The following is an 18,023-nucleotide window of genomic DNA, read 5'->3' as shown; positions in this document are numbered from 1 at the left end:
AGCCCTACCAGTTGTACATTCCAGCGATAACTGTCTAAATTAGCGTATGTTTAAGCCCTGAGAAGGCGCAATAAGATGGATAAAATTGACCGAATGCGGGCGTTTGCGCTTGTCGCCAAGAACGCCTCTTTCACTATTGCCGCGCAACGCATGGGGCGATCTGCGCGTTTGGTCAGCAAATACGTCGCTGACTTGGAAAACGCGCTTGGTGTGCAGCTGCTCAATCGCACCACACGTAGTGTCTCTTTGACAGACGCCGGCGCGACATACCTAACGCTGTGTGAACCTCTTCTTGATGGCTTTGATGAGTTGGAAGAAAGGGTCAGACACGATCAGGCGTCGCTACGTGGTGCGATACACATTTCGGCCCCCACCGGGTTCGGTGCATTGCGGCTAACGCCGTCGCTTGCAAAGTTTGCGGCGAAACACCCCAACGTGGAACTTAATCTGCAATTCTCTGACCGCCGCGTGTCGATCATTGAAGAAGGCTTCGACCTCGCCATCAGGATTGGCCCCATGCGAGACAGCTCACTCAAGGTACGGCAACTGGGCCGCATGCCCTTGGTGGTCTGCGCATCAACTGCCTATCTGGAGCAAGCCGGAACGCCAAACCACCCGCGCGCGCTGGCCACCCATGAGTGTATTCTCGACGGGAACATGACCGAGCCCACCGTCTGGAGGTTCAATATCAATGGCCAGGAAGAGGCTGTCTCAGTCAGCGGACGCTTTCGCATGAACGCGCCCGCAGCCGCATCCCGGCTCGCCGCAACAGGGGCTGCAATCGCACGTTGCCCCGCTTACACGGTGGCGGACGCCTTCAGGTCCGGTGACTTGATTGAACTTTTCGCCGAGCACCGGGTCTCGCCATATACTGTTGCCGCGCTCTTCCCGCAGAACAGGCGCCTTACAACGCGGGTGCGCGCGCTTATTGATCATCTCTCAGGCGACGCGGCCTTATGTTCTGACAGCGTCGCGACACTGCCAGGCTGACACGGAAAATCGCCCCAACCCTGCGCTACGCCGCCTTGCCAGACGCTTTTGCCATATCGACAAACGCTCTGAGCCGTCGTGTCATATTACGCTTACTGCGGTAATTCAAAGAATAGCGCGGAAGCTGTCCCACTTGGCCGCTAAGAACTTCGGTCAGACCACCCTCTTCCAAATGAGGCACAGCTATTTCTCTGTAAAGATATGCAAGACCAAGCCCTTGCTTTGCATAGGCAAGAAGCGACCGCATATCGTTTGCCACCATACGCGGTTTTGGCTGTATCGTGTAAATACCCTCTGGCCCGTTGAACCCCCACGCGGCCAGATTATCACCCGAGCCAAAAGCATAGCAGATTGCATCGTGATCTAGGATATCCCGCGGATGGTCGGGTGTCCCCTTCTGCGCAAGGTACTCAGCCAAAGCGACGATGGTCATCTCCAGCTCTGGCCCAACAGAAACAGCATGAGTATCTGGCCCGAGTAGCGTGCTTGAACGGATGGCGGCATCGACGCCTGACGTCAGAAGATCGACCTTCTGATCATCATAGATCACTTCGACATCGACCGTTGGAAATGCAGCCGCGAAACGCGCGACCAGATCATCCAGAAAGAAGGGGCCAGCGCTGTAAGGGGCCGAAAGCCTCAAGGTGCCTGCGACCTCATCTTTCTGCGCGTGGATGTCATCCAGCGCGCCTTCCAGATCAAGTATGGCGGGCAGGCTTTTTACATAGAACTGTTCGCCTACCGGTGTCAGCACGACGGACCGTGATGAACGTTCAAACAGCCGCACGCCCAGACGGTCTTCAAAACGTTGGATTGCCTCACTAACCGACGCCGGAGCTTGCTGAAGATGCTCGGCCGCCGCGCGGAAACCACCACGGCGCGCGACTTCGACAAATACACGAATGTCACCAAAGCTACTACGGGCCATTGTTCGCTTTTCCGATCTCGCTGTCAGAATGAAGTGGGGTTATCCTTACGTTAGCAGCGCCATACATACTCAGCAAGACGCAAAAATGTGGCAACGAAGATCAGGTCGATAGCCGGTTCTTCAATCAACAACCCAAGGAGCAAGTCAATGACCGAACGTGAAGAAATCCAAGCCGCCATCGACGAATGGAACAATGGCCTCGACAGTGGTGACATCGAACGGATGGTGGCTTCATGCCATCCTGATGTGATGACGGTGAACGAACGCAACCCCGTAACAATCGGCACGCAAGCGATCCGCGACAAATACAACCCACGTATTGCCGCCGCAGAAATCATCTCTGGTTATGACATCGAAGATCTGCAGGTCTACGGTGACACAGCCATCGTGTCCGGCCGTTTCTACGGCACGATGAAGATGCGCGACACAGGCGAGGTCAAGAAGCCTGAGGGCCGCTTGGTGCTTGGGTACAGGCGCGACGAAAACGGAGCGTGGAAGATGTTCCTCGACATCGACAACAACGGCCCGGCCTAGGCCGTCGCCGCCGCGCCTGATCTGGCGCGACCGGACCTCTTTCAGGAAAAACCAAGACCCCAGGAGTTCGAGATGAAAACACTTCAGATTGTCACAAAGGAAATCGTCGATTTGCACGACTTCTTTACCGAGTGGTTCAACGGAACCGTAGAGCGCGACCAACTGGAGCCACGGTTCTTGTCACGCTTGGATGAAAATGTCGTCTTCATCCCGCCCGAAGGACACATCATGACAGGCGACATGCTCAAGGGCGGGTTCGACCGCGGGTATGGCTCGAACAAGGACTTCCGCATCAAAATCCGCGACGTCACCATCCGGCATGAAATCGGTGATCTGGTGATGGTAACATATACCGAGTGGCAGATAGGTGCCGCGTTGTCAGCCGAAAAGAAAAACGCGCGTGTGTCCAGCGTCTTAATGAAAATGACCGACCCGGTGACTTGGCTGCACATTCAGGAAACATGGCTTCCCGATGCTCTACGCGCGGCAGGCCCATTCGATTTCTGATCACCTCTAATCTGAAAGCAACGACATGACACAACGTATCGCCCATCACCCCGGTGAAATCGCTGATTGCGTCAGCGCCTATTTGCAAGAAGGTGATCTGGATGGCATCACCTCAATGTTCCATCCAGATTGCCGGATCTTCTTTCCACCCGACCAGCCGCCCCTGACAGGGTTGGAAGGGGCTCGCAAAGCCTTTGAAGGATTCTTGGACATCCGCCCTCAGATCAAAAGCGAGGTGTTCAGCGAGGTCATTAATGGCGATGTCGCTCTGCTGCGCGCAAACTGGCGCGTTATTGCCCCGGACGGTAATGTGATGGCCGAAGGCCAATCCACCGAAGTCGCCAAAAAGCTGGAAAACGGCGGTTGGGGGTATCTGATCGACTGCCCTAACGGTCCTCCAAGCATTGCCTGATCGCACGAGCATTTGAGGGCGTCCCACGGCTACCGGACGCACTCATGATCGCTGGGTGGGATTGCAAAACAGATCGGGATTCGGGCAAAGGTCGACGTGACGCCCGCGCATTACATGTGGGATTTCGCGCCGGATAGACCGGCGCTCCGTTGACATGTGTGCGAGAAAGCGAAAGAGCGAATTCAAATCGGCGCAAATCGATATCATCAAACAAAAGCATTGCTAACTCACCTTGCGAGGCAATAGTAGCAAAGCTGCGACCGCGAAATGATGCGGCGTCAGCGAAGTTCAAAGTTTCCACGTCGCCTAGATCCGCGTCTCGAAAACTGCTCAACCAAACAGCGAAAGAGCCAAAGAGCAGTTTGGATTTGACGGCTTAGACCAGTTTACAATGGCCGCTCTAGTGACCTCGGCTGCAGTGCAAAGATGACCGTGCTGCAAGTGCGAGCAAATGCTGCGTCAACAATATCCGCGGAAGCAAACGGCAGCAATGTCCTGCTGACCACCAATCCCGCCTAGGAAATCCAATGTCCGGTTTCTGCGGTTCTCGACGTGCTGCGCTGGCAAAATCAGCCGTGCTAGCGGTGGTCTGCAAAGGGCTCAATCTGCTTGTCCAAACTCGCCGTAGAGAAAGTCGGCAACGAGACCAAAGCTACCTCTCAGGCTCCTTGCTGATCACGGTCGTCACAGTTTGAATTGATCGACTTTGAGTGAGAGCTATCGCACCCAAAACCAGCGCGCAGGCCAGTGCCTGTGCACCCGTGATTACTTCACCGAATGCAAGAACGCCAACAGCAAACATCGTGGGTAGTTCAATACTTCCAACTACAGAAGTGCGCGCTGCCCCAATAATAGGCGAGCAGATCGTGTAAATCAGTTGCGGAATAAGCGCCGTCACAAGGCCAAATCCGACAACTAGAAACCAGTCGCCCCCACTTTCTGGTAGGATTTCGCCGACCTCGGATGAAAGAATGAGAGGGGCAAGGCCAATAACTGACCCAAGCGAGACTGACGCCATTCTGGCTAAAGGCGCAATACGTGACAGGCGGTGCACGAGAACACATATGCCGAAGCCAAAACCGAAAGGTGCCGCTAATGAGACGAGCAGGATTGGAATTTGGTCTGGAGGCACAGATGCCGGAGAACCTGCGAATATCGCAGCAACAACGATCAATCCAGCCGCAATAAGGCTACGCCGTGTTGGCCGATCACCAAAAAGCGCCCATGCGATAGCAATCGTAAACACCGGATAGGTCATGTAGAGAACACCAACCGTCGATGCAGGAACAGTCTCAAGAGCGGTAACATAGCCGACCCAGCCAAGACCCATCACTGCGCCTGCAACCATACCCCAGACGATTTCCCGCCACTTCGAGCGATGCATTACAAGTGCGGGCAAAAGGACAACCGCTGCCAAGATGTAACGATAAAAGGCAACCGCATAGGGAGCGAGGCCCTGATCGGTGAGCCCACGGCTAAAGTAAGGTACAAGGCCAAAACAGATGGATGCAAAAAGCACACCAACGACCGCAAGGGCATAGGGTATGGCGTTCCGCTTGGCTGAGGCTAGTTGGTTCATTGCTGACAACTAACACGCTATATTGCCGGTGACCTCGTCAAGACAAATAAACGGCAACTTTGCCCGCTTACAGGACGCATGCACCCGCAGAGGTCAAGTAGCTTGGAAAAGGCAGGTAAGGGCTCTTACCGCCAATCGACGCCCACCGCAGAGAATGCCGACAATGAGCCCATTTCAGTCATATTAGTTTCATGCTGCGCGCGCGCAAAGTGCGGCAGATGTTGCTGGCGCAGAAAATCAAACTCCGTAACGCGGCCGAAAACTGGCCGTTCATTTACAACGCAGCAGTGTCTTACGCTCACGCCCAGCGTGTGGGATAGACTATCCCAAGCTACTATGTTCCTATCTTATGGGATCAAAGGGTGCTTAATGCGGTCATCGTCACATATTGCGATCCTGGTTACTGCAGTTGTCGCCAGCACCGGCCTTTACCTCTCATCTTACAGGTATTTCCTTTCGGAAGAGCTTTCGAAAGCACAGGGACGGCTTTCTCTTTATCAAAGTTCGGTCACCGCTGAGCTGGAGCGCTTTTCGCATCTCACATACGTAATGGCGCAAGACCCATTTGTAATCGGAACTGCGCAAGGTGACAGTACCGGAATTCTCAATCAGAGATTCGAGGATTTTGCAGCGCAAGCAGGCCTGGACGCGATTTATCTGATGGATCAGAATGGTATAACGATATCGGCTTCCAACTACCGTGAGGCCGGAAGTTTTGTAGGACAGAATTACGCGTTCCGCCCATATTTCCAAATGGCTCTCTCCGGCGACCAGGGGCGGTTTTACGCGATCGGGACAACAACAGGATTGCCGGGTTATTTCATTGCCAATGCGGTGCGTGGCGAAGCGGGAAAACCAGCTGGCGTCGTTGCTATTAAGATTGATTTTTCCAACCTTCAGGAAAGCTGGAAAAACTCGGGCGAGCAGGTTCTTTTGGCCAATGAAGACGGCGTCGTTTTGCTTTCTTCGAACTCGGATTGGCAATATCGCGCGTTGACGCCATTGTCAGAAACTCAGCAAGAACGGATTCGAGATGCCAGGCAGTTTCCGGGGCAAGACTTAGATGTGTTGGATTGGGTTGAGTTGCCGGGAGATCAGGCCAGAATTGCTGGTACGAAGCGCCTGCACCTTGCAGCTACGGATTTACCCCATGGCTGGTCGCTTCACTATTTTGCAAGTGACGATCAGGCCGTAGCACGTAGTTGGCTTGTAACTGCAGTCTTTGTCCTTTTGGCGGGGCTCGCATTTATCTTTTTCCAGATACAACGCGCAAGGCGCGTAAGCGCGGCCTTGGAGCGGTCGGAAGAGGAAGAAGCAAAGCTGCGGGAGGCAAATGAAAGGCTCGCTATCGAAATCGACGACCGCAAGACAGCCGAGCGGAGCCTCAAACGCACCCAAGGCGAGTTGGAGCGCGCAAGCCGATTGGCGGCTCTGGGGCAATTATCCGCGTCGGTCACGCATGAACTGGGCCAGCCCATCGCTGCGATGCGCAATCACCTGGTGGCAGAAGAGATCTCATCTTCCGGTGAGTCCAAGCTGCCGCAAAAAATTGGAAGTCTAGTCGACAGGATGGAAGGGATCACGCGCCAATTGCGGTTCTTCGCGCGCTCAGAGAGTGAGGCGTTTGACGACGTAGACTTATGCACTTCGGTCAATGCCGCTTTGGCTCTGGTTGCGCCAAACATCGAGCAGGGCAAAGTGAAAATCTCAGCTGATGCGCCGACCGATCCGGTCTTTATCCGGGGCAGTGCCCTGCGGATCGAACAGGTCATCACCAATCTTTTGCGCAATGCCATAGATGCAACGGATGAAGCGGATGCGCCTGAAATCCAAATCGCTATCATGGCATCTGATGATGAGGCAGTGCTGGAAATTCAGGACAACGGTCACGGGTTGGGCGAGGCAACGCTGGCTGAGTTGCAAGAGCCATTTGTAACCACAAAAGAGAGCGGGCGAGGCATGGGCTTGGGACTGGCCATTTCCACCAGCATTGTCAAAGATCACGATGGCACGATGACGGCCCGAAATCGTGATGGCGGCGGAACAGTTTTTCGTGTCACCTTCCCGATGGCCTCTATTACTGAAGAAACTAACGAATGACCCAGCGGCAACCATTTAAAGTTCTGGTCGTTGACGATGACAAATCTCTGCGACAATCTCTTGTCGAATTGCTCGAAGCCGCCGACTGGACTGTCAGCGCCTTGCCACGTGCGACCCAGGTGACGGAACATCTGGCCAACGCCTCGCCCGATGTCATTTTGTCTGATGTGCGTATGCCCGGCATGTCGGGACTTGAATTGCTGGCCACCCTGGACAGGCAAGTGGCACCTCCGGTGGTACTGATTTCGGCACATGGTGACATCCCGATGGCGGTTCAGGCTATACAGGACGGGGCGTATGGGTTCATCGAAAAGCCATATGAGCCACGGCGATTGCTTACGGTGCTGAGGCACGCGGCTGAACAAAACCGAATGCGAAGAATCAATGCCCGCCTCAAAGACCGGCTGTTCAAACTGTCAGGCCTTGACCGCATCCTGCTGGGTCAAACAGACGCCATCACAGACTTGCGACAAGATGTACTTGATCTTGTTGATACCTCGGTTGCGGTTTTGTTGCAGGGCGATACGGGCACCGGGAAAGAGCTGGTTGCTCATGCTTTACATGATTTGGGCCGCTCGCCGGAGGCACCGTTTTTAGCGCTGAATTGCGCCGCGTTGTCGGCCGATACATTTGAAGCGGAAATGTTCGGCGTCGCAGGTGAATCCGACGGAAGGCTTGTGGCGGCATCGGGCGGGACCTTGTTTCTTGACGAAATCTGCTCATGCCCGCCTGCAGCGCAGGCCAAGCTGTTAAGGGTCATCGAAGATCAGCAGGTGCTGCCGGTGGGGGCTGTGTCGCCAGTGCCAGTAAGCTTCAGGGTCGTGTCAGCAACCAACGAAGATGTTGTACTGGCAGCCGAGGAAGGCCGCCTGCGTCAGGACCTTTTGTTTCGACTGAACACTGTTGTCCTATCTTTACCTCCGCTACGTCAAAGACGAGATGATCTGGTTCTGTTGGCAACGCATTTCTTGAGCGAATACGCGCAGGTTTATGAGATTGACGCGCCAGAACTCGATCAGGACGATTTGGCCGCTCTGCTAGCACATGACTGGCCCGGGAATGTACGTGAATTGCGCCATGTCTGCGAACGGCGCATTTTGGCGGCCCGACGCGGAGGAGGGTCGGTGGTGCAGGCTATCCAAAGCGATCAGAACTTCGACGAAGTGCCGGATACGCTGCGCGAAGCGGTTGCCGCTTTTGAACGCGAGCTCATCGCCAAAGCCATCAAGGCGCACAAAGGCCGAATGGATGCCGCCGCCGAAGCGCTTGGGATCGGCCGCCGGACACTCAACGAAAAGATCGTCAAACTCGGTCTCGATAAAGAGGCGTTGTTGTAGGAGAAATCACTCTGCGGATATCCGCAGGGACTCCAAAACTTCACGCGCATTTTCCTTCATAGGCAGGCTGCTGCGCATCCTGAATACTCTGCCCAAACACATTGCGTGATCTGGGAGGAGCCATTATGCGCAAACATCTTAACCGGGCGGCCATTGCCGCCCTGTCGCTGACCGTTGCATCCGAAGCACTGGCTGTCGAATGGAACGTTTCCCTGTGGGGCAAACGTCGCGCCTTTACCGAACACGTCGAGAAACTGGCCGAATTGGTGAGCGAAAAGACGGGCGGCGAATTCACACTCAACATCAGCTATGGCGGTCTGTCGAAGAACAAAGAAAATCTTGATGGGATTTCGATCGGTGCGTTTGAAATGGCCCAGTTCTGCGCTGGCTATCATCGCGACAAAAACCCCTCGATCACCGTTCTGGAACTGCCGTTTCTGGGTGTGACATCGCTGGACCAAGAGGTTGAACTGTCGATGGCTGTCTACCAACACCCGGCCGTTGTCGAGGATCTGGCCCGCTGGGATGCTACGCTCCTGATGCCGTCGCCTCTGCCGCAGTACAACCTTGTTGGCGTTGGTGAAGCACCCAAATCCCTAACCGATTTCGAAGGTCTGAGCGTTCGGGCGACTGGCGGCATCGGTAAAGCGATGGAGACGGTTGGAGCAGTTCCGACCTCGATGTCTGCATCCGAAGTGCGTCAGGCAATGGACAGCGGCATCGTCAAAGCGGTCAGCTTTGCGCCACACGCGCATATGTCCTTTGGCACCATTGAAAATGGCACGTGGTGGACGACGAACCTCAATCCCGGCACCGTCAACTGCCCTGTCGTGGTGAACACGCTGGCACTGGAAGATCTATCTGACGAACACCGCGAAGCTCTGCTGGGATCGGTGGATGAGGCATTGGATCACTACGTGAGCCACTACCAGACCAAAACGATGGAAGCGTGGGGCCCTGAGTTGGATCAACGCGGCATCGAACGGGTCACTTTCAGCGACGAAGAAATCGCAGCGTTCAGAGAAGCCGCTGCCGCCCCCGCGGCCGAGGCCTGGATTGCAGAAAACACCCAGCGTGGCCTACCAGCACAAGAACTCTATGACCTTGTGACTGGGAAGATCGCAAACGGCAGCTAATCCACTTACAACCCGGCGTCGGCTTGATTGGCGTCGGGTTCTCTATTTCCTGACAGCGGAGTAAAACGATGGCCGGGTCATCCCTGGTGCTGTCCGACGACAGCCGTCTCAGCATTCTCGATCAACATCTCTACAAACTGGAAAGCTTTCTGGCCCTGATCAGCGGCCTCGCAGTTTTCTCGCTGATGGTCATGGCCGTAGTCTCCGTTGGTGGTCGGAATTTCGCCAATGCGCCACTTCCCGGTTACGTTGACTGGATCGAGCAGGCCATGCCGTTGATCGCCTTCATGGGGATTTCCTATGCGCAGCGTGATGGCGGTCATATCCGAATGGACATGGTTGTTGGAGCGCTTAGAGGCCGGACGCTCTATATCGTTGAGTTCGTCACAACCACTGTCATTTTGGCGCTGATCGTCTTGCTGATCTGGGGGAGCTGGGCGCATTTCGCACGCAGCTTTGACTTTGGTGCTCCACTCTGGAGCCGCGACAGCTCCATCGACATAGGTATCCCGCTGTGGCCCGCAAAGCTGTTGGCCCCCGTCGCCTTTAGCGTGCTTTGCCTGAGGCTTGCTCTACAGATCTGGGCCTACGGTCGCGCGATCAGGCACCCGGATCAGGCACCTATTGCCGTCCCGCTAATAGCCGATGCAGCCACTCAAGCTGCAATGGAAGCCGAGCACGTCTCGGGCCACGACAACTGAGGTTAAATCTGATGGAACCCATTGATATTGGTCTGATCGTCTCGGGCGGTATGCTTGTTCTTGTGGTGTTGGGGATGCGCGTGGCCTTTGCCGCCGCGACAGCTGGCATGGTTGGTCTGATCTGGATCTTCTGGGCCAAGTTTGGGTACGACCCGGCGCGTTTCGGAAAGGCTGTGACTGTGGCCGTCAAAACAGCTGGGCAAGTGCCGCACTCTAAGATTTCAAGCCAGGCGTTGAGCCTTATCCCGACCTTCATCCTGATTGGCTACCTTGCCTACTACGCGGGCCTGACCAAAGCACTGTTCGAAGCCGCGAAGCGTTGGTTGGCATGGGTCCCGGGTGGGTTGGCGGTTTCGACTGTCTTCGCGACCGCCGGGTTCGCTGCAGTGTCCGGAGCCTCGGTTGCCACATCCGCCGTTTTCGCTCGCATCGCCATCCCCGAGATGCTGAAGATCGGCTATGACAAACGCTTTGCTGCGGGTGTCGTGGCGGCAGGCGGTACGCTGGCCTCGCTCATCCCTCCCTCGGCCATTCTGGTCATCTACGCGATCATTGTGGAACAGGACGTGGGCAAACTGCTGTTGGCCGGATTCATCCCGGGCATGTTCTCGGCTGTGATCTATGGTTTGCTGATCATTGGCATGGCCGTCGTGATCAAAGGATTTGGTCCCGCAGTCTCAGGCTTTACATGGAAAGAGCGTTTCATGTCTCTTCCGCCCGCACTGCCTATCTTGTTTGTCGTCGTTACCATCATCTTCTTTGTCTACAACCCATTCGGAGGCGATGCTTGGGGCACGCCAACCGAGGGTGGCGCAATCGGTGCCTTCGTTGTCTTTCTGATGGCGCTATATCAGGGCATGCGCTGGTCCGAACTTAAAGACGCGTTGCTGGAGACGGCCAAGCTGAGCGTCATGATCTTTACCATCATCTGGGGCGTGTTGGTTTACGTTCGGTTCTTGGGTTTTGCAGAGCTGCCCATCGCGTTCTCCGACTGGATCACCTCGCTCGAGATGTCGCCAATGCTGATCCTAATCTGCATCCTTCTGGCTTATGCCGTTCTGGGCATGTTCATGGATGCGATTGGAATGTTGTTGCTGACGTTGCCGGTTGTTTATCCCGCGGTTATGGCGCTGAATGGTGGCGAGGCCGTAAGCGCAGCTGACAGTACCTTCGGTATGTCCGGGACTATGTGTGCTATCTGGTTTGGTATTCTGGTTGTCAAAATGGCCGAGTTTTGCCTGATTACCCCACCCATCGGGCTGAATTGCTTTGTAGTGGCTGGCGTGCGTGATGACCTAAGCATTCAGGATGTTTTTAAAGGTGTAACGCCTTTCTTTCTCGCGGATGCTGCGACCATTGCGATGCTTGTTGCTTTCCCTGCTATCGTTCTGTGGCTTCCCGGACAGGTTTGAAGTGGTTTTCCGATGGGTCCAACGGCGATGGATTGGTTTGAGCTTTCTTGCATCCGAAAATGGCTATGCTAGCAGTTGGCGTTCCGAATACGAACTGGACCAATGACAGCTTACTAAGCCTGGTTTGCGTCGCGGTAAAAGACTCGCTGCAATTGCAAAGCGATGCAGCGTCAGCCAAGGCGGAATTGCCAATGCCGGCTCTGTCCGCGAGGCAGCCTTTCGTACTTGTTCCACTGAAGGGCCATCACTCAACCAGAGATCGCTTCACATAAATCCGCTTCAGCGACGTTGATGGCTAGTAGCGACGAAGTGAAACACCAAGTATTTGTGTTTCTCTGAGGCCAAAACGAGGTGCGCGCTCGGAACTTTTCAGTCGGATCGCAAAAGTCCGTACCTGAATGTCTAAAACCTTCCATTTGCTCCGCCTCACTTCACGAACCCGGATGCGCAATATTGTCAATTTTGCTGCTATGCTTTTCCTTTGCAATTTCACTTGCCATGGTCCGTACGGTTGCTCCGCGCAGTGGACCTGATGCGCAAATTGACCAAAGCTCGCGATCCCTGCAAAAACGGTTTTGAGCCTTGATTGTACGTGTGGTCATCATCCCATCGATCCGTCCTTGATAATACCCGAATGCGCGAAGTTCTTTCTGTAACACGCGAACCCACGCATTCTTGTTGATCCAAAAGGCCGTGCTTGCTGCCTTTGCGTAGTTTTCTGGTTGAGTGTCTTCAAGAATACCTTCGACTTCCGACCAGAATTGAGTGGGATTTATTTCTGCAGCAAGCTTAATCAGCTCTGGCGACAACACCCTATCAGAAATGCCTGGAACTTCCGCGAGCATGGCACGCGTTTGAAAAGCCTCTTGGCTTCTATCAGGCTGCGAAGACAGATAGACCAGCGCAACTGCGGCGTACCTCGCGTCACCCGCAAGGCCTGCACGCACAACTTGCTCTACGGCTGTATCGGGAGCCGGTCCTCTTAAACGTTTCCAGTTTATGCGCACCACTAAATCGCGTGCCGCATTTTGATCACCGCTCTCCGCCATACGCTCTAAGATCGCTCGTCCTTTTTTGACGTCTGAAGCGGCGCCCAACTTTCGATCAATGTGTGCCGTTGCCAAAAGCCGTTCTGCGCCGGGTTGGTTGTCGCGGGCGCCAGCCCGGAGGAGCTCCAATGCGACGTCACCCCGTCCCATCTCCATTTCAACTCGTGCCAGAGATGCAGTGGACCAAGGATGACCAGCATCGACGGCGCTCGCATACCATTGATGCGCTGCTTTTAGATCTTTTTGCGAGCCGATCCCTTTTCGGAAATAGTATCCGACCCGATCGATTGCTGGAACGTACCCACTTTCTGCCAAAGACATCATTGCGGCATGTGCCGCAACTGGATCGGCCTGCTCCTGCTTGATAATGGCCTTGAATTGTAAGCGTTGTTCCTGAGCAGCGCCCACATTTGCCAAAGTCAAAGCTAAGGTAGCAGCCAAAGCTATTTGTCTCATTTTACGCTCCTCTACTTAATCCCATAGTTTGTGTCGGCCAATCTTTTGTGGCAGTGAATGAAATGTCGTCATCATGCTACGCGTTTGGGCTTGTCGGGAACGATGTCGCGTCGGATTGCGAGCTCAAGGTTTTCGGCACGGATGTCGATCAGAATGCTGAGCATAGATTCGAGAGTGAAATAGGCCCGCAAGACCCGAAAGATCAGGTATTCTGGTAGCGCAAGGATGCCGCGCGGCACACCGTTTAGCAGCGAAGCAACCACTGCCACGATCGCAGGCGCACCTGTGGTCACGGCCACGATGGATTGCCATACGATAGGGGTATTTTCGTTAAACGCGACGCCCCACTCTAAGGCCCCAAAAATTATCAGAGGGACAAGCATCGCGCGGCGTGCGGAGTTTACCAGCATGTAGGGCAGGATAACCTTCCCCCTCAACGTCACGTTTGGTCCATAGATCAGGTCCCGACAGCGCGACGAGATGTGATAGATTGAGCGGAACCACCGCATGCGTTGCTCGCGCATGTGGCTGTAGGTTGACGGCACTTCGGAAATGTAGCGGATCTTGGGATCGACAACCGAGTGGAAACCCAGCTCGCCAATACGCAGCGAAATATCGGTGTCTTCGCCATTCATCCCTTCAACAAACCCGCCCAGGTAGCGTGGATGATGCGTGCGGTAGACAACGAACATGCCCGGTATACCCACAACTCCATTCACTGCCCCCATGGCAACTGAGTAAAAGCCGTGCTTCACAAGAACTTCCAACAGGCGAGCCCGGTCAAAAAGGGCTCCACCTGGTGGTACAGGCACGCCGCCTACAACACCTACGGAGGGATCGGTGAAGTATGGCATAGCTCGGGAAAAGTTATCTTCGCCCACAAGAGTGTCGGCATCGACACGCACAAGAAACTCGGTCTCGCAGGCATCAAGACCTGCGTTGAGAGCGTTAGATTTGCCGGGCTTTGGAACATTGATCACGCGCCCCTTTGCGGCCTTGCATGACAAGAGTGTCTCGCGCGCGATTTCTTCTGTGTCGTCGGTCGAATTGTTGTTCATGATTAGAACGTTAACTTCGCCACCATAGTGGTGGGCGGCGCGGTCCATCGCGTTGATTGTATCTTTGATGATGTAGGATTCATTGTGCGCAGGCACGATGACCGAAACGGGTGGATTGAACTTGGGCGTCTTGGCGGTCACTACATCGTAGATCGCAAGCAGGTAAAGCTGTCCAAAAAGCACGGGCAGGAACAGAAATACACCCGGACCAATGCCTCCCAACAGCGTCAGACTGCGCATCACTTCGACCGCATGTAGATCCATACCACCAACCCACATCGCGACTGCTGCCGCGATGCCAATTGTGACGCCAAGGCGCAATAAGGCACGCATCTGACTAACCGGGATATGCTCGACCCGGATGCGGGCCGGCATGAAGCCGCGCTCCAGCAGTTTGAACGAATAGACCGCAAAACCGAACAGCCCAGACGCAATTGCACTGAAATGCAGGGAGAAGGATGATCCGAGTATGTCTTCTGCCATGACATTTGCCAGATCGAATACTGCGCAGCCTGCCAGAAAGGTCAGTACCAGATCGAGGCCGAACATCGAACGCCCACGGAAATCGCCGGAGCTGAATGCAGCAAAAGCAACAAAGAACGAGATCAGGAAGATCCGGATCGCAATGGCGTGCCGCCCCGAATGGGCCGAAAACACATAGTCACGGTTTGGAAATACCTGTGCGACAAAATCAGTGTTCACGATCCAAAGTTGTGTTGTGGCAAGCAGCGCAAACACCGCCAGCATCTTGGGTGCCTGCCATTCTGAAACCGCCCCGGCAAAACGTTTGGGTGCGCTGTCGACCGAGACAAAGTTGATCTGTTCGCGCCTGTCATCAAGGTCACTCATCCTTTTGCCTCCGGTAATACCGGGGCGGCGGGCGTCACCAGCAGTGCAAGACCGACATGCGACAGTGGTTCGTTCGGTAGTAGTTTTCTAACGGACAAGCCTTGGGTGGCACTGACTTGCGTGACTAACCAGGTGGTGGTGCCAGCATTGGGTAAAAGCGGGGCAGGGTGACCTGGGCCCAGAACATTGATGTGAACCTTCCTTCCAGCCGGTTTGAGTTCGACGCCAGCAGGTACCACCAAGTCCAACATGCGGCTTGCCGCGGCAGCGTCCAGCGCGGTCAGTTCTGAAGTCATGGCAACGTTGACCGGTCCAACACTGTGCAAAGCAGTGTGTAATTCGGACATTGCGTTGGCAAAGGGTGTGTCACTAACGATCAAACGGGAATGAGGTAGTAACTCCGCCACCAGTTCAGGACCCTGATCACACACGCCGTCTTTCGGAGCGGTCGTTGTCGCCACTACTTCGAGCGTATTTGTGGCGACCTGAATATCAACCGGGAGGTCAATTAACGTTTGGTACTCGGCGTCAGACCCATTGGCATGCTCTTGAAAAACAAGCCGGTTGTTCAGCGTTACGGTGAGCGACCAATTCTGACCATGCATGAGGTGCCCAAGCTGCATGCGAAGGTCCAACTGGCTGGGTATGTACTGTCTGCTGTGGCCTCCCAGTTCGAACCGCTCACGCCATACAGCTTGTCTGTAAAAGCGGCGCAAACCGCCATTCGTTCCCTTTTGCGCCAACGCGCCTACCGTTTGCGCGCTTACATCGGTTTCAGGAAAGGCTGGAAGTGCCGCGCGTAGCTCGAGGGTATTTAGAGCTGGTTCTTGTGAGGACGGAGCAAACACGGTTGCAAGGCCCCGTCGCTGGAACTGGGTTGCCAACACCAAGCGGCGAAGCTGTTCGTCTTTTTTCAGCCAGTCAGGCCATGCAACGCGCACGACATTACCCCAGGCATGCACCTGATCGCGTACACTGTGCAGTGGTCGATCCAGCGTCAAAAAAACGGCACTGGTCGTTTCAATCTCAACAACGGCTTCAAAACCATCCTGCGAACCACACTGGATTTGAGGGCCAGTGCCCTGCAGTGAGAAAGAAACGACCAGTTGGTTCCCTGCAAAGTCCGCCTGTGAAAGAGGAATTTGCAGGGAACGTCCCACCTCGCCTGAACGCAGCAGCATCTCGCCTCGACGGGTATTATTGATTGAGATGCGTAGCACCCCTTCAACCCCAACCAGAACCTGAGACGTTGCATCGATTTGGAGGTATCCAGACGTCGGGCGTGCATCCACTGGCATCATGAATGCGACGCTCTGGTAGGCGGGAAAACCGGATAAAATGACTGGATTGTCGGGATCGGCGCGCAATATCACTGCTTCGTACAAGTCTTGTGCTTTAGCGGGTGTACGGTGCTCAAACACCAATTGCGGTCCGGACGTTACTTCATGGATGTAGCGTTTTCCTTGTTCCAAAATGTTCATTGTCGATAGCAGGAGGGCTATGCCTGCCAAGAGAAATCCCATGAGCCCAATGCCAATCATGCGCATGTTTTTCACTGTAATTTTATGGTTACAAAAACCGACCGCGTTAGGCCCACCTCCAAGCAGGTCCAACGCGAGCGGTGCGAAGTTGTCAGGCTACCTTGCGTGGCTTTGGAGAGACGATGCCTGGACGTTGCTTGTGGGTCCAGGTGGATACACAAGGGATCATCTTGTGAATGCACCGGTCCGCATATTTTGCGGCAATCTTTTGTGTTTCTTCGATCAACCCTTCGGCCAGCGTGATGGGCTTCAGACCCAGAGAGAGAAAAGTTTTGTTCGAAACACGCAGATCGTTTTCAGCGGCTTCGTTGCGTGGGTTGTCCACGTTGGCGATCCGCGCGTCGGAAATATCTGCAACCAGTTTGGCTAGCTCGCGCACGGTATGTGTTTCAGTCATCTGGTTTAGGATTGCAACTTTGCCGTCCTTTTCAGGCGGGTTTTCAACGGCCAGGGCAAGGCACTTCACGGTGTCCTGAATGTGGATGAACGCCCGTGTCTGGCCACCTGTTCCGTGCACCGTCAGCGGGTGACCAACGACGGCCTGCATCAAAAAGCGGTTCAATACCGTTCCGTAATCTCCGTCATAGTCGAAGCGATTTATCAGGCGCTCGTCCAGTTTGGTCTCGTCCGTTTGAGTTCCCCAAACGATGCCTTGGTGCAGGTCAGTAATGCGCAACCGGTCGTTTTTTGCATAGAACTGGAACAGCAGTTGATCCATGGATTTGGTCAGATGGTACACGCTGCCGGGGTTGGTCGGGTACAAGATATCACGCTTCGTGATCTGCTTATCGTCACCAGGGACATAGACCGGCAAGTAGCCTTCAGGAATTTCCAACCCGTCATCATCGTATCCATAGACGCCCATTGTGCCGAGGTGGACAAAGTGTGGGTCTAAACCCAGAGCGACCGATGCCGCCAGTAGGTTGTGAGTGCCCGAAATGTTGTTGTCGACGGTGTAGCGTTTTTCACCGACACCCTTCATCGAATATGGTGCGGCGCGTTGCTCGCCAAAGTGCACAATGGTGTCTGGTTTGATCGTGTCCAGCAAAGTGGTGACGGCGTCAAAATCCTGTGCAATGTCGATGTTTTTAAATGCAATGGTATTGCCTGAATGCTCTTTCCATGCGGCAAGTCGATCATCCATGGAGGCAATTGGCGTCAGGCTGTCAGAGCCCAACGCCGCATCAATTTCACGGCGCGACATGTTGTCGACGATAGTAATGTTATGACCCAGCTTTGATAAGTGGAGCGCCGTTGGCCAGCCACAGAATCCGTCGCCACCGACCACTATAATTTTTTTTGAATCTTTCATTTTGATGTTCCTCTGCACAGGCCCCTCCAGGCGACCCTCTTCAAGATGAACTCAGGTGTAGAGGCCCGGAGCGAAACGTGCCGGGGTGCGAGAGTATAGATTGGGGAGATTAAGGCAGGGGC

The 18,023-nt window shown here is 54.6% G+C and carries 15 protein-coding genes; 9 read left to right on the top strand and 6 right to left on the bottom strand.

All coding sequences use genetic code 11. The features are described from left to right. Positions 1 to 75 precede the first annotated feature (75 nt). Positions 76 to 990: a LysR family transcriptional regulator gene (locus AC2FFA_RS14575; RefSeq protein ID WP_496852138.1), complete on the top strand. Its 915-nt coding sequence runs from the start codon at positions 76 to 78 to the stop codon at positions 988 to 990. Between the two features lie 25 nt (positions 991 to 1,015). Here AC2FFA_RS14575 and AC2FFA_RS14570 read toward each other — a convergent pair whose 3' ends face one another. After that, positions 1,016 to 1,918 carry a LysR family transcriptional regulator gene (locus AC2FFA_RS14570; protein ID WP_117869980.1) on the bottom strand — a complete coding sequence of 301 codons (903 nt, stop codon included), beginning with the start codon at positions 1,916 to 1,918 and terminating at the stop codon, positions 1,016 to 1,018. A 147-nt stretch (positions 1,919 to 2,065) separates the two neighbouring features. Between AC2FFA_RS14570 and AC2FFA_RS14565 the strand changes: the two genes are divergently transcribed. The 3 genes from AC2FFA_RS14565 to AC2FFA_RS14555 all read left to right on the top strand — a co-directional run bounded on the left by AC2FFA_RS14565 (position 2,066) and on the right by AC2FFA_RS14555 (position 3,371). After that, positions 2,066 to 2,452 (top strand): YybH family protein, encoded by a 387-nt coding sequence (locus AC2FFA_RS14565; RefSeq protein WP_496852137.1) that lies wholly within the window; start codon positions 2,066 to 2,068, stop codon positions 2,450 to 2,452. A gap of 72 nt (positions 2,453 to 2,524) precedes the next feature. Beyond that, positions 2,525 to 2,959 (top strand): hypothetical protein, encoded by a 435-nt coding sequence (locus AC2FFA_RS14560; protein WP_496685715.1) that lies wholly within the window; start codon positions 2,525 to 2,527, stop codon positions 2,957 to 2,959. A gap of 25 nt (positions 2,960 to 2,984) precedes the next feature. Continuing rightward, positions 2,985 to 3,371: a YybH family protein gene (locus tag AC2FFA_RS14555; RefSeq protein WP_496685713.1), complete on the top strand. Its 387-nt coding sequence runs from the start codon at positions 2,985 to 2,987 to the stop codon at positions 3,369 to 3,371. Positions 3,372 to 4,023: 652 nt separating this feature from the next. Here AC2FFA_RS14555 and AC2FFA_RS14550 read toward each other — a convergent pair. After that, positions 4,024 to 4,950, bottom strand: a complete 927-nt coding sequence (locus tag AC2FFA_RS14550; protein WP_496852135.1) for a DMT family transporter — start codon at positions 4,948 to 4,950, stop codon at positions 4,024 to 4,026. Positions 4,951 to 5,052: 102 nt separating this feature from the next. Between AC2FFA_RS14550 and AC2FFA_RS14545 the strand changes: the two genes are divergently transcribed. From AC2FFA_RS14545 to AC2FFA_RS14525, 5 genes are all read left to right on the top strand, one after another. Continuing rightward, on the top strand, positions 5,053 to 7,050 hold the full coding sequence (locus AC2FFA_RS14545; protein WP_496852134.1) for a sensor histidine kinase: 1,998 nt from the start codon (positions 5,053 to 5,055) through the stop codon (positions 7,048 to 7,050). After that, a complete protein-coding gene (locus AC2FFA_RS14540; RefSeq protein ID WP_496852133.1) occupies positions 7,047 to 8,387 on the top strand; it encodes a sigma-54-dependent transcriptional regulator in 1,341 nt (446 codons plus the stop codon). The genes AC2FFA_RS14545 and AC2FFA_RS14540 overlap by 4 nt, the downstream gene beginning before the upstream one ends. A gap of 125 nt (positions 8,388 to 8,512) precedes the next feature. Then, a complete protein-coding gene (gene dctP, locus AC2FFA_RS14535) occupies positions 8,513 to 9,523 on the top strand; it encodes a TRAP transporter substrate-binding protein DctP (RefSeq protein WP_496852132.1) in 1,011 nt (336 codons plus the stop codon). 68 nt (positions 9,524 to 9,591) lie between these two features. Then, positions 9,592 to 10,224 (top strand): TRAP transporter small permease subunit, encoded by a 633-nt coding sequence (locus tag AC2FFA_RS14530; protein ID WP_117869968.1) that lies wholly within the window; start codon positions 9,592 to 9,594, stop codon positions 10,222 to 10,224. An 11-nt stretch (positions 10,225 to 10,235) separates the two neighbouring features. Then, the gene (locus AC2FFA_RS14525; RefSeq protein ID WP_496852131.1) at positions 10,236 to 11,636 is read left to right on the top strand and encodes a TRAP transporter large permease; all 1,401 of its coding nucleotides are present in this window, start codon (positions 10,236 to 10,238) and stop codon (positions 11,634 to 11,636) included. Between the two features lie 431 nt (positions 11,637 to 12,067). Here the strand turns inward: AC2FFA_RS14525 and AC2FFA_RS14520 are convergent, their stop codons facing one another. The 4 genes from AC2FFA_RS14520 to AC2FFA_RS14505 form a co-directional block, all read right to left on the bottom strand. Continuing rightward, positions 12,068 to 13,141 (bottom strand): tetratricopeptide repeat protein, encoded by a 1,074-nt coding sequence (locus AC2FFA_RS14520; RefSeq protein WP_496852130.1) that lies wholly within the window; start codon positions 13,139 to 13,141, stop codon positions 12,068 to 12,070. 71 nt (positions 13,142 to 13,212) lie between these two features. Then, on the bottom strand, positions 13,213 to 15,048 hold the full coding sequence (locus AC2FFA_RS14515) for a glycosyltransferase family 2 protein (protein ID WP_496852129.1): 1,836 nt from the start codon (positions 15,046 to 15,048) through the stop codon (positions 13,213 to 13,215). Next, the gene (locus tag AC2FFA_RS14510) at positions 15,045 to 16,661 is read right to left on the bottom strand and encodes a cellulose biosynthesis cyclic di-GMP-binding regulatory protein BcsB (protein WP_496852128.1); all 1,617 of its coding nucleotides are present in this window, start codon (positions 16,659 to 16,661) and stop codon (positions 15,045 to 15,047) included. Before AC2FFA_RS14510 ends, AC2FFA_RS14515 begins: the two co-directional genes overlap by 4 nt. A 19-nt stretch (positions 16,662 to 16,680) precedes the next feature. After that, positions 16,681 to 17,901: an NAD-dependent epimerase/dehydratase family protein gene (locus tag AC2FFA_RS14505; protein ID WP_496852126.1), complete on the bottom strand. Its 1,221-nt coding sequence runs from the start codon at positions 17,899 to 17,901 to the stop codon at positions 16,681 to 16,683. Positions 17,902 to 18,023: the final 122 nt, after the last annotated feature.

The sequence above is a fragment of the Ruegeria sp. YTSB088 genome (genome assembly GCF_059609825.1).
The sequence above is the reverse complement of the archived record's forward strand: the minus strand, read 5'-3'. Positions and strand labels throughout refer to the sequence as shown.